11 protein-coding genes and 1 pseudogene are annotated in these 11,736 nt (G+C 68.0%); 4 read left to right on the plus strand and 8 right to left on the minus strand.

Annotation, left to right across the window (positions count from 1 at the left end):
- The first annotated feature begins 139 nt into the window (after positions 1 to 139).
- Complete coding sequence (locus tag AWC16_RS13920) at positions 140 to 1,267, plus strand: hypothetical protein (RefSeq protein ID WP_085265342.1); 1,128 nt, start codon at positions 140 to 142, stop codon at positions 1,265 to 1,267.
- A 3-nt stretch (positions 1,268 to 1,270) separates the two neighbouring features.
- Here the strand turns inward: AWC16_RS13920 and AWC16_RS13925 are convergent, their stop codons facing one another.
- The 4 genes and pseudogenes from AWC16_RS13925 to AWC16_RS13940 all read right to left on the minus strand — a co-directional run bounded on the left by AWC16_RS13925 (position 1,271) and on the right by AWC16_RS13940 (position 5,345).
- Positions 1,271 to 2,794: a hypothetical protein gene (locus AWC16_RS13925; protein WP_109561413.1), complete on the minus strand. Its 1,524-nt coding sequence runs from the start codon at positions 2,792 to 2,794 to the stop codon at positions 1,271 to 1,273.
- Between the two features lie 12 nt (positions 2,795 to 2,806).
- The gene (locus AWC16_RS13930; protein ID WP_409370693.1) at positions 2,807 to 3,490 is read right to left on the minus strand and encodes a VldE C-terminal domain-containing protein; all 684 of its coding nucleotides are present in this window, start codon (positions 3,488 to 3,490) and stop codon (positions 2,807 to 2,809) included.
- 55 nt (positions 3,491 to 3,545) lie between these two features.
- Positions 3,546 to 4,941 (minus strand): annotated as a pseudogene (gene maeA / locus AWC16_RS13935) (oxaloacetate-decarboxylating malate dehydrogenase).
- A gap of 92 nt (positions 4,942 to 5,033) precedes the next feature.
- On the minus strand, positions 5,034 to 5,345 hold the full coding sequence (locus AWC16_RS13940; RefSeq protein WP_085265344.1) for a DUF732 domain-containing protein: 312 nt from the start codon (positions 5,343 to 5,345) through the stop codon (positions 5,034 to 5,036).
- Between the two features lie 123 nt (positions 5,346 to 5,468).
- On the opposite strand from AWC16_RS13940, the gene AWC16_RS13945 reads away from it, so the two are divergent.
- A complete protein-coding gene (locus AWC16_RS13945) occupies positions 5,469 to 5,864 on the plus strand; it encodes a hypothetical protein (protein WP_085265345.1) in 396 nt (131 codons plus the stop codon).
- Positions 5,865 to 5,870: 6 nt separating this feature from the next.
- Here the strand turns inward: AWC16_RS13945 and AWC16_RS13950 are convergent, their stop codons facing one another.
- Together AWC16_RS13950 and AWC16_RS13955 are read right to left on the minus strand one after the other, a co-directional pair.
- Positions 5,871 to 7,538 (minus strand): recombinase RecB, encoded by a 1,668-nt coding sequence (locus tag AWC16_RS13950; RefSeq protein WP_234812270.1) that lies wholly within the window; start codon positions 7,536 to 7,538, stop codon positions 5,871 to 5,873.
- On the minus strand, positions 7,535 to 8,134 hold the full coding sequence (locus AWC16_RS13955) for a diacylglycerol-binding protein (RefSeq protein WP_234812271.1): 600 nt from the start codon (positions 8,132 to 8,134) through the stop codon (positions 7,535 to 7,537). Before AWC16_RS13955 ends, AWC16_RS13950 begins: the two co-directional genes overlap by 4 nt.
- 21 nt (positions 8,135 to 8,155) lie before the next feature.
- Here AWC16_RS13955 and AWC16_RS13960 point away from each other — a divergent pair, with 21 nt between their 5' ends.
- Positions 8,156 to 8,749 (plus strand): class I SAM-dependent methyltransferase, encoded by a 594-nt coding sequence (locus AWC16_RS13960; RefSeq protein ID WP_085265347.1) that lies wholly within the window; start codon positions 8,156 to 8,158, stop codon positions 8,747 to 8,749.
- Here the strand turns inward: AWC16_RS13960 and AWC16_RS13965 are convergent.
- Together AWC16_RS13965 and AWC16_RS13970 are read right to left on the minus strand one after the other, a co-directional pair.
- Positions 8,746 to 9,399, minus strand: a complete 654-nt coding sequence (locus AWC16_RS13965; RefSeq protein WP_085265451.1) for a glycoside hydrolase — start codon at positions 9,397 to 9,399, stop codon at positions 8,746 to 8,748. The two genes, AWC16_RS13960 and AWC16_RS13965, sit on opposite strands and share 4 nt — an antisense overlap.
- A gap of 326 nt (positions 9,400 to 9,725) precedes the next feature.
- A complete protein-coding gene (locus tag AWC16_RS13970; protein ID WP_085265348.1) occupies positions 9,726 to 10,904 on the minus strand; it encodes an acyl-CoA dehydrogenase family protein in 1,179 nt (392 codons plus the stop codon).
- Between the two features lie 47 nt (positions 10,905 to 10,951).
- Between AWC16_RS13970 and fabG the strand changes: the two genes are divergently transcribed.
- Positions 10,952 to 11,734: a 3-oxoacyl-ACP reductase FabG gene (fabG, locus tag AWC16_RS13975; protein ID WP_085265452.1), complete on the plus strand. Its 783-nt coding sequence runs from the start codon at positions 10,952 to 10,954 to the stop codon at positions 11,732 to 11,734.
- Positions 11,735 to 11,736: the final 2 nt, after the last annotated feature.

Below are 11,736 nucleotides of genomic sequence, written 5' to 3' on the forward strand. Positions count from 1 at the left end.
CGCCCGCGGCGAGCGGGCCGGCCTGGACACATACTAGAACACACGTTCGATACGGCGCGTGGCTGGGTTGGCCGCGACGCCCGACGACAGGCCCTATGCTGGGTCGACGTCCCCAACGCCGAGGAATCCAGACGTGCCGATGAACTCTAGGGCCGAGACCCGGGCGGTCGCGGTGTCCGCGCGGACGGAATACCTGACCGGACGCCACCATGCGTCGGCCCGGGCCGGATCTCTACTGCTGGTGGCGGGCCTGTTCGCGCTGGTTGTACTCAACCTCGCCGGGGCGCCGGGGTTCCTCATCGCGACCACGGTGGCGGCACTGATCACCGCCTCGCTGGGCGTGGTGTCCTACGGGCGGCTGGGCAGCCGGGGCGCGATGCTGATCACCGTCGACGCCGACAACGTCTACTTCGGGTCCGAGGACCGCGAGATCGTGAGTTACCCGCTGTCGTCGCTGACTGCGGCACGCCGGGGCGGACCGGCGGAGGCCACCTCCACCCAGGGCCGGCACCTGACCGTGCGCGGCCAGAAGTACCTGAAGTTGACGTTCTGTACCGACAGCGAAGCCGGCGCCGGCGACGAATGGTGGGTGGCCATCGTCGAATCCGATCCCGCAGCCGCCGAGATACTCGCCCGGCTGCAGGCAATACTGCCGGCCCCGGCGGGGGCCACCACAGCGGAGCCCACCGCCGAGTTCACCGCCGAACCCTCGCCTGCGGTCTCGCCCCCGGGGCCGCGGATCGCCGATGCCGGCACTGAAGAGGCGGCTAAACGGTTGTGGGAGGACGCAATCCGGCGCCACAACGACATCCTGGGCGCCTACGGCGCTTATGAACTCGACCCGGCGATGCTGCTGCGCTATCCGGCTATCACCGACGTGACCGTCGAGCAGACCCAGAGCTTCCAGCTGGCACTCGATGAGGCGCAGGCCCTGCGCACCGAGGTCTACCCGGCCAACCGCGGGCTGGCCGACGCCTACCAACAGGCGGTCGTCGCGCTGCGTCGCGCGTGGATCGGGTGTGAGACGCACGGGAAGAAGGTCGGCACCGCCTACCTCGACCAAGCCGACCAGGATGAACTCGACACCGCCCTGAAGCTCTACAACCACGCGGCCGCCAGTACCACGCCCGCCGAGCAGGCCACCTATTACGGGCGGGTCCGCGCGATCGTCAGCAGGCTCGCCGAGCGCGGCGCGATCCACCCGCCGAAAGTTCAGCTCGCACAACTGGAAGGCGTCACCCGCCGGGCCATCGAATCGGCTCGGTGACGGTCAGCTGCCCTGCTTGAGAAACTCACCGCTGGTCGAGTAGGTGCCCGCCGCGGCCTGCACGCCGGCGAGCTGAATGCGGATCGCCAGCCCGGCGTTATCGGTGGGCTGATCGGACATCTCGATGTCGACGGCCCGGCTCTCGTAAGGCTCCAGCGATCCGCGTTGCATCGCCTGGGTGCGAACGGATTCGAAGGCGGCCAGTGAGACGTCGTCGAGGCTGAAGCGCTCCGCGTTCGATCCGTAGGAGCGGTCGGTGACCTCCGGGAGCTGCCCCGGCACCACGACGGCATCGCCGTTGCGGTGATCGGACCGGAATTCGATCAGCACCCCGCCGCTGTTCTGGATCTGACTGGCGTGCAGATGCGGGGTGTTGCGGGCGGTGCCACGAATCTGGATGCTCGTCAGCACCTGATCAGACGGTGCGATACCGGCCAGCTCCAGGGCTTGTCGTGCTCGCTTGAGGGATTCGGCGAAGTCGGCCGGGTCGAACAGTTCGGCAACGGTTCCATCCGGTCGTGCGTCGATGGTTTGGCTGAACGGGAACGTGCCGGGACCGTTGAAGCTGCCGGTGAGGATGATGGGTTGCCCGGGACCGGAACGTTTGATCTGCAGGGTTTCGAGACCGAGGTCCTTGCCCGCCGCACGGAACTGTTGCGCCATCCGCTCGGCGATCGTGGTCAGTTGGATCGACGCCACATCGCGGGCGGTGAAGGTGCTGGTCTTGCGCAGCGTGCTCGGCGTAGGCGTGGCGTGGACGTCACGGCTGGTGCTGACGTAGATGCTCGTCGACTCGCCGTTGGCCGGATTGAGCACTGTGGCGTAGTCGGAGCCGCTGCCGGTGAACCGGAGATCGAGCAGATTGTCGGCAGCGCTGGGCCCGAGTTTGTTGGTGACGGCGCGGATCATGGTGTCCCGGCGCGCGTCGAGGTCGGAAATCTTCGTCGTGATGTGCGGGCCGACGGGACGGTTCGCGACCGGTAGTGACGGCAGGTTGACCGAGACATGCCATGCGCCACCGACGCCGACGAGTACGGCCAGCGCCGTCGCGATGGTGATCCCCGGATAGATCACCGCCCACTTACCGGGCTGATCGCCGAACTCGGGGGTGCGGGCCGCCTCGCGCGACGGCAACCTGTCTGGTGGTAGGGCGGTGTGGGGATGATCGGTCAGCGACTGGAAGTCCTTGCGCGACATCGAGGTCATCCACCGTGCCTGATAGGCGGTGTCGTTCGCCGGAGTGATGGTCGCGGTGACCAGCGTTGGCTGCAGGTCTTCGTTGGCCAGGCTGCTGCGGGTGAGCGCGTGGATGCGGGCCGGCGCAGAACGGTCAGGTGGGCCGGGGCGGAACACCGCGAGCTCGGAGGTACGGGACGGTCGGGGAGTGATGACCAGACCGGTGATGACAAGCGGAATCCCGACGAACGCCGCCACCCACCACGGGTTGAACGCGCCAAGCCCGATACCTGCGGCGATGACGGCACCGGCCACGCCGGCCCGGACCGCGCGTGACGCGACCTTATCCATCTCGCCCACCACTCAGTCCGGCGGCGCCGGAGTCATCGAGCTGATGAAGTAGGTCTCATGACCCGTCGGGTAACCGCCGCCGTTGGTGGCGATATGGACGTGGTCGTAGTGGTTGGCGGTCTCGTTGCCGTAATCGGACGTCCAGTTTCCGCCGCCGACGCCCGGGTAGATCTTCTGTCGCCAGATCACGTGGTTGACACCCCACCGTTTGGCGTTGGCCAGGGCATAGCCCGCGATCTGGTCGCCGAGCCGGATACCGGCATCGCTGTGATAATCCGGGATCATCACGTCGATGGCCAACCCGTCGGGATGCCATCTCAGCGGGTCCTGGCGGTAGCCGTAGATGGTCTTGATCTCCTGGAACAGCACCCCGATGGTCCGGGCGGCCCAGATGGTCTTGACCTGCAGCCCGTTCTCCGGTGCCACCCCGGTGGGCAGCGGGAACACGAACTGCTGGCCTCCGGTGGGCATCGGCACGTTCGCGGCCAGCGCGGCGGCCTCGGCCGGGTTGGCGATACGCATCCCGCCGGTGGGCTGCGGTGGAGGTGCCGCCGGTGCCGCCGCCTCGGCGGTCTCGGTGGGTTTGGCCACCGGCTCCTGGATGCTCTGGGCGTGGATCAGCGCGGCGGAGACCGCCAGCGACGTCACGATGGCCAGGCTGCGTCCGCAGAACCTGGCGATCTTTCGTCCGTCCACCAGGAGCACTTTAGTGAATTGACCTCGGGATGTCGCAGGACCGGTAGTCCGGCGGCTACCGAGTCGCATACTCCGGTGTCCAGCGGGCCTGCCGGACCGCGGTCGCCATCGCCTCGTCGGAGACCTCCGGTGCGACGCCGTCACGGACCGCCTGGATGGCCACCGCGGTCGCGATACGGGTGGTGATCTCCGGCAGGTCCCCGAAAGCCGGCAGCAGCGGCTGGTCGGGGTCGCTCAGGGCGGGGGAGGCATCGCCGAGGGCGGTGGCCGCCGCGCGCACCATGGCGTCGGTGACGCGGGATGCGCGGGCGGCGGTCACCGCCAGCCCGATCGCCGGGAAGATGTAGACGTTGTTGCACTGGGCGCAGGATACCGACGTCGACGTGCTGCACCACATCGGCGAGGCCCCGTCCGGCCCAGCCGGCTACCCGGGCCGCCGGCTGGGCGAAGCGGCGCTGGCTGTCCGACAGATCGCCGCGATCGTCGGTCAGCAGCCCGTTGATGTCGATCGCCCAGATCCGTTCGGCGGCTTCGGCATCGGAGAGTCCTTCCGCCACCATCTGCTGGCGGATCATCTCCAGCACGCCGATGCCCGCCGAGCCGGCGCCGAACATCACCACCTGCTGTTGCGGCAGCGGGCGCCCGGCAGCGCGGACAGCGCCGTGCAGCGCGCCGAGCGCGACGGCCGCGGTGCCCTGAATGTCGTCGTTGAACGTCAGCAGCCGATCCCGGTACCGCGTCAACAGCGGCAGCGCGTGCACGGTGGCGAAGTCCTCCCACTGCAGCAGCACGTCCGGCAGTTCTTCGCGCACCACCGCGACGAAATCATCGACGAAGGCGTAGTACTCCTCATCGCTGATCCGTCGATGCCGCCAGCCGAGGTACTGCGGATCGTTGAGCAGCTCGACGTTGTCGGTGCCGACGTCGAGCACGATCGGCAAGGTGCGGCCGGGGGCGATCCCACCGATCAGGGTGTACAGCGACAGCTTCCCGATGGGGATGCCCATGCCGCCGATGCCCTGGTCTCCCAGGCCGAGGATGCGCTGCCCGTCGGTGACGACGATGACGTCCACCTGTTGGGCGCGCCGGTTGCCCAGGATCTCCCGCAACCGGTCGCGATCGGGGTAGGACACGAACAGCCCGCGCGGTCGCCGGTAGATCTCGCTGAACTGCCTGCACGCCTCACCGACCGTCGGTGTGTAGACGATCGGCAGCATCTCCTCGATGTGTTCGCTCAGCAGCCGGTAGAACAACGTCTCGTTGCGGTCCTGCAGGGCCCGCAGATAGATGTGCTTGTCCAGATCATCACGGCGGGTGGAGAACTCGGTGTAGGTGTGGGCGGCCTGTTCGGCGATGGTCTTCACCGCGACCGGTAGCAGGCCCAGCAGGCCGTACTCGTGGCGCTCGTCGTGGCTGAAGGCGGTGCCCTTGGTGGTCAAGGCATCGAACAGCAGGTCCTGTCCCCGGCGTCGTCGGCCCCGATCGGTCACAGGGTCACTCTCTCATCTCAACCGTCGGCCATTGGCCGACGTTGCAGAAGCGCCTAGGAGCCGGGGCACAACTCCTGGCGTGCGGCCTCGGCGATCAGCGGGAACTGCGGCCACGCCGGGTACTTCGGTTGCTGCCTTTCCACGCTCACGCCCACGTGCAGGTTCTCGCAGATCATGTGCCCGAGCGCGCGCACGCTGGGCTCCGGAATCGCTTCGTCACCGGCGTAACGGGCGGTGTAGCCGTGGGTGTTGAGGTATTTCATGAAGCCGGCCTCGTCGGCGTGCGCCGGGGCGGCGCCCACCGGGACCCCTATCAGGACACCGGCGACGACCACCGGTGGGATGAACCTGGCTGTCCAACTCATACCGGCGATGCTACGGCCGAGGGAGGCGGCGCGGCACGGCCGGCTCCGACCCAGCCCGACCAAGTCGCTCCGGCCGGGCTCGGAAGGCTGCTAGCGTCAGCGGCGAGGAGAAAGGCGCTGGACGTGAAAGCAACCGCACTCGCGGCGGGCCTGGCCGGCGGTGTGCTGGCCGGGCTGATCGGTGCCGCGTCGTTGGCTCAAGCCGACCCACTCAACCCGCGTGATCCCGACTACTGCGGCAACAGCCCGGACATCCTGCTGTGCAACGATCAGAAGTCGACCTATCCGAGCGCGGCGGAGATGGCATACCTCAACGCCATCCGCGGGCATTTCCCGCCCGGCAGCGAGGCGCGCCGGCTGGCCGCCGGACGGACCGCGTGCCTGGAATTCCCGAAGTATCCGACCGGCCTGATCGTCGACCAGGTCTCGGTCTATCTGCAGATCGCCAAGCCGACGGCCGGTGAGGTGGTGGAGTCGGCCCGCACCAACATCTGCCCGTCGGTGAAAGCGCAGGCCTGAACCGGGTCACCGACCGTAGGCGCGCAACCCGTCACGGATCGCGGCTTGGGCGGCCACGTCGCACTCGTTGTAGCTCAGACACCATGCCCGGGCGGCGTCGGCTTCTGGGCCGTGCCCACGGGCCGTCTCGATAGCGCCCTGGGACGCCAGACCGCCCGGATCTTCGACATCCCACCGGAAGCCGAAGAACCCCGCGACATTCTTGACAGACGAGGGTGTGCGGGCGAAAAACGTTGCATCGAACCACTTCCGCAGGTCGTAGGTGAGTCCGTCGAGTGCCTGCTCGACGTCGGCGAATCTGCGGGTGTTCGAGATCTCGGGGTGGTGCCAGTGAAAGATTTGGAGCGTCTTGCCCTCTCGATCCGCTCTGGTGCGCAATCGCTGTATCCGGGAGGCGAATTCAGCCGCGAGTTCAGCCTCTCCGGCCTCGTCGAGCGGGCAGAATGACACCACGGGCTGATAGCTGGCGGTGGCGTCGTCCTGGCCGTCGCGAATACGCAGGCCCCACTGATAGATCCGGCCCTCGGTGTCCCATTCGATATCGAAGTCGACTTCGATGCCGGCGGCGGGAACCTCGACCCGGTCTGGTTCGTGCGCCTCGAAATCGACTCCGGAGCAACTCATCCGGGCCCGCCGGACAGCGTTGGCCAACCGGTCGCCGGGCTTCTTGGTGCCCACCGAATGGACACTGAACGCGTCGAGGTGGGCGTTGACGTCGACGGCGGCCAACTGTGCCGCGCTCAAGGCCGCACCGTCGCCGCAGTGCTGATACAGGTACTGCCACTCCCGGACAGTGAGGTGGCCGGCCTCGATCACAAATGAGGCGTCATCCGCACCGGCCGCTGTGGCGCAGCAGTCGAACCACGCGCAGGTGGCGCAGTCACTGATCCGATAGGGCCGCACCAGTTCTCGGCCGGACATGGCGGCATGCGCGACTTCGAGGCGGAACGAAAACTCATGGTCATAGCGCTGCAGCGCGGAGCGCGGCTTGCGGTGTGCCGGGTCACTGGCCGAATACGTCAGGATGTTCTCCGCGTCGAGGTCGTACCACGTGATACCTCGCGGCTCACCGAAAACCTCGGTGAAATCGGAGCTACCGATGATTCCGCCGCGATTCGCCCCGGCGTGATACCCCAGCTCCTGCAGCATCCGGGTGTAATGCGCCAACTGCATGACGTCGTCACGCCAGCGCGTCCCGCGATCGCTGTAGCCGGGATGGGTCGCCTGCCGATCAGGTGCCGACAGCGTCGACACCTCCACCGTGGATCGTTTCGACGCGCTCAGGGTGCGGTGGTTCTTGATGTCGATGGGCAGATAGCCGTCCCGGTGCCTGACCAAGACATCCGGCAGTCCCATGCGGCCGTTGATATCCGGCAGGCGCCCGCCGACGATCACCGCGACACCGGCATCCATCGCAGCCACGGTGCGTTGCTGGCGTTCGGCGCGACCGATCTCGGAGTCGAGCGCCAGCAGTCGCTCCGAGTAGTCGCCGTAGCGGTCCCGGAACTCGTCGAGAACCGCTTTCTCGAACGCGATTCCGGCATCGCGCAGGGCCTCCAGGTCCGGCCGCGGGGGAGCCCGCTCCGGGATGCCCGGCGCGAACTGGTTGTGGGTGACGCGGGCACACTGTTTGGCCGGGTATCCGCCGAGTGTCACCCGTGCCATCGCGTTCATCGGTGTGTCGCGTGATCCTGTGGTGTCGACCGCCCTGCGGCAGCGGCGATTTCACCGATCAGCGCCGCGACGACCCCGAACGCGAAGTACAGCGGGACCAGCCACGGCGCCACCCCGAACAGCGAGTCCGAATCAGAGGCGTAGCGGAACTGCCCCGCCGCGGCGATCGCGATCTCCACAGCCGGGCCGACGAGCGCGGCCAGCACACCGCAGACAATCGCGGGACGATCTCCCAAGGCGCAGAAGGTGATCGCGGCGAACGCGCAGATCAACGTCGTGACGGGAACTTCCGGCGCGGTGTGCAGCAGAGCGGTGACGACGTAGCTGCCCAGCACGGCGGCCAGGCCGGCCACCCCCTGACGGAAGGTGACCGCCGTCCGGGGCGAGGGGAGATGCAGTCGCAGCTCTGCCAGGATCACGGTGGCGGCGCCGACCATGATCGGAAAACTTATCGGGCTGCTCCACACGAACGGCAACGCGTGCGATGCCGCCAGGTACTCGGTGGTCCCGGTGATCACATGGGAATGGTCACCGATCAGCCCGGCTGCCGCACCGACCACGAACAGCAGGAGCGCGATTGAGGGTCGTAGTTTCACCACCGCAGTATCGTCCATCGGGTGAGTGCCGAGGACCGCGCCCGCTGGGATGAGCGATACGCGGGCCGGGGCGCGCCGGCGCCGGAGGCGATCGGCCCGGCCGCGGTGTTCGGGGCCTTCGTGGACATGTTCCCGACCACGGGCCACGCGGTCGACGTCGCCTGCGGACAGGGGGCCGGGGCGGTCTGGCTGGCCTGGCGGGGCCTGCAGGTCGCGGGGTTCGACATCTCGCCGGTCGCCATCGAGCAGGCCCGGGAGCTGGCGAGGCGCTGCGGTGTCGGCGACAGGTGCCGGTTCGACGTCGTCGACCTCGACGACGGCCTGCCGGACGGGCCGCCCGCCGATGTCGTCTACTGCGCCCGATTCCGCGACCGCCGGCTCGACGTGCCCATGGCCGAACGGCTGGCCCCGGGGGGACTGCTGGCGGTCACCGCCCTGTGCCAGGTCGGCAGCGCCGGGGGGCGTTTCCGGACCGCCCCCGGTGAGCTGCGCGCGGCGTTCACCGGACTTGATGTGATCGCCGACGGCGAAGGCGACGGACTGGCGTGGCTACTGGCGCGACGCCGGGTCGCCGTGGGTGTCGCCGGGGATGCGGAAGGGGCCGGACGGGACTAAGCCTGCGGCGGCGCCTCCTGGTCGGCGGGCGCCGGGCCGGGCTCGGCCGGGGCCGGGGCCTCGTCGAGCGGCAGAGCGTCCATGGGCGGTGCCTCGCCGGGGGGCGCAATCGGCGCGTCGAACGGCGCCTCGATCGGTGCGTCGAGCGGTGGGGCCTCCAGCGGCGCTGCGGCCAGCTCGATGGCCATCGGCTCGCCCATCGGCACGGCGGCGGGCTCGGGGGCCGGCTCCACCATGGCGGCGAACTCAACCACCGGCGCTTCCTCGGCGGGTGCCTCGGGCTCCATCGGCAGGTACATGTGGTGGGTGAACTGACGCTGGTAGGCGCCGCCGCCACCGATCCTGACTCCGCCGGGCTCGCCGCTGGCCACGGGCGTGCCGTCGGGCAGGGTCACCGCGGTGTGATAGCTGTTCCAGCCCACCACCACGGCGTTGGGGGCGGTGCCGTACCGGAAGCCGCGAGCCAGCAGTGCCGACTCCTCGTTGGCGGTGTGGAACCGGCCGCTGAAGGCCGGCCGGCCGCTGGCTACGTTGGACACCCACGAGGCCAGGCCGGAGCAGTCCGTTCCGGCGGGGGTGTTCCCACCGACGATGTACGGCGTACCGGTGACCTGATGGACCAGCGCTAATAGTGCTTCGAGACCAGACATGAGCAGGCACATTAACAATGGCTAACTGAGCTCACCAAAATCTGTGGCCCGCATCACGTTTGGCGTTCATCTTGTTAAGCGTTACGCGCACAACGGAAAAGACCAGGTAGATCGGCGAAAATGCGCGGAGAGACCGGTTTTCGAGCGTAATCGCAGGTAGAAGCCTCGCATGTGTTAGTTGAGAGTGGTTGCAACGGCTCCGAATTCGCATTTCGAAGATGAAATTGCCTGATGAATGGGTTGTTTGCCCACCCATTACCGGCGGTATCGGTGAAAATAACTGGCGCGGAGGGTGTGTCGTTCCGGCACTCCGGCAGTGATACTGATTACAGTGCGCGCTGGGCCTTCTTGACGAGGTTCGATCCGATGATCAACCTCTGGATCTCGCTGGTGCCCTCGTAGAGCCGTAGTAGTCGGACATCGCGGTAGATGCGCTCGACCGGCACGCCGCGGATGTACCCGCTGCCGCCATGGATCTGCACCGCCAGGTCGGCGACCTTGCCGGCCATCTCGGTGCAGAAGAGTTTGGCCACCGAGGGCGCTATCCGGCGATCTTCGTCGGTGATCCATTTGCGGGCCGCATCGCGGACCAGTGCCTGGCCGGCCAGGACTCCGGTCTGTTGGTCGGCGAGCATCGCCTGAACCAGCTGGAAGTCACCGATGATGCTGCCGCCCTGGGTGGCGGTGGCGGCGTAGCTCACCGATTCGTCCAGCGCACGCTGGGCTGCTCCCACCGCCAGGGCCGCGATATGGATGCGGCCGCGTGCCAGGGATGTCATCGCCGCCCGGTAGCCGATGTCCTCGCTGCCCCCGACCAGGGCGGTGGCGGGCAGGCGTACGCCGGAGAAGCTGACATCGGCAGTGCTGGAGCCCTCCTGGCCCATCTTGGCGTCCTTGGCGCCGACCTCGACTCCCGCGGTGTCGGCCGGTACGAGGAAGACCGCGATGCCGGCGCCGCGTTCGTCGGCCGGCCGGGTTCGGGCGAACACCACGAACAAGTCGGCCAGCGGTGCGTTGGTGATGAAGCGTTTCTGGCCGTCCAGCACCCAAGCCGCGTCCTCTCCGGAGCCGTCGCGGACGGCTCTGGTGCGCAGCCCCGCGGGGTTGGAGCCTGCTCCGGGTTCGGTGAGGGCGAAGGAGGCGACCGCACCGGAAGCGATGGGCGCCAGCCAACGCTCCTTCTGTTCCTCGGTGCCGAACCCGACGAGAACCTGCCCGGCGATGCCGTTGTTGGTGCCGAACATCGACCGGACCGACGGGCAGGTGTAGCCCAGCTCCATGGCCAGTTCCACGTCCTGGGCCAGATTCAGGCCCAGCCCGCCCCACTCCTGGGGGATCGCATAGCCGAACAGGCCCAGGTCCTTGGCCGCCTGCCGCAGGTCGTCCGGCACTCGATCGGTGTCGAGGATCTCCTGTTCCCGGGGGAGCACCACAGTCCGGACAAACCGGCGGGTTTGGGACAGGATTTCGGCGAAGACGTCGTCGTCGACGGCTGCACTCGTCATGACACGGCCCCTTTCGGCACTGGCCCGGGAATCATATATGAAATATGATGTGCCGGACCACGGGCGGGTACGGATGTAGAGGACGGTTTCGGGTGGCATTACTGAACGGGCAGACCGCGGTGATCACCGGCGGCGCACAGGGCCTGGGCTTCGCGATCGCACAACGCTTCGTCGCCGAGGGCGCCCGCGTGGTGTTGGGCGATCTGAACCTGGAGGCGACCGAGGAGGCGGCTCGGCGCCTCGGCGCCGATGTGGCCGTGGCGGTACGCACCGACGTGACCAGTTCCGCGGACGTCGACGCACTGGTGGGTGTGGCCACCGAGCGGTTCGGCGGCCTCGACATCATGGTGAACAACGCCGGCATCACCCGCGACGCCACCATGCGCAAGATGACCGAGGACGACTTCGACCAGGTGATCGCGGTGCACCTCAAGGGCACCTGGAACGGACTACGCGCGGCCGCGGCGATCATGCGGGAGCAGAAGCGCGGCGCGATCGTCAACATGTCCTCTATCTCGGGCAAGGTCGGCATGGTCGGCCAGACGAATTACTCTGCCGCCAAGGCCGGCATCGTCGGCATGACCAAGGCCGCCAGCAAGGAGCTGGCCTACCTCGGTGTGCGGGTCAACGCGATCCAGCCGGGGTTGATCCGCTCGGCGATGACCGAGGCCATGCCGCAGCGGATCTGGGACTCGAAAGTGGCCGAGGTGCCGCTGGGCCGGGCCGGCGAGCCCGACGAGGTGGCGGGCGTGGCGTTGTTCCTGGCCTCCGACTTGTCCTCCTATATGACGGGCACCGTGCTCGAGGTGACCGGCGGTAGGCACCTGTGACC

The sequence above is a fragment of the Mycolicibacter longobardus genome, from assembly GCF_002102265.1.
Taxonomy (GTDB): Bacteria; Actinomycetota; Actinomycetes; order Mycobacteriales; family Mycobacteriaceae; genus Mycobacterium; species Mycobacterium longobardum.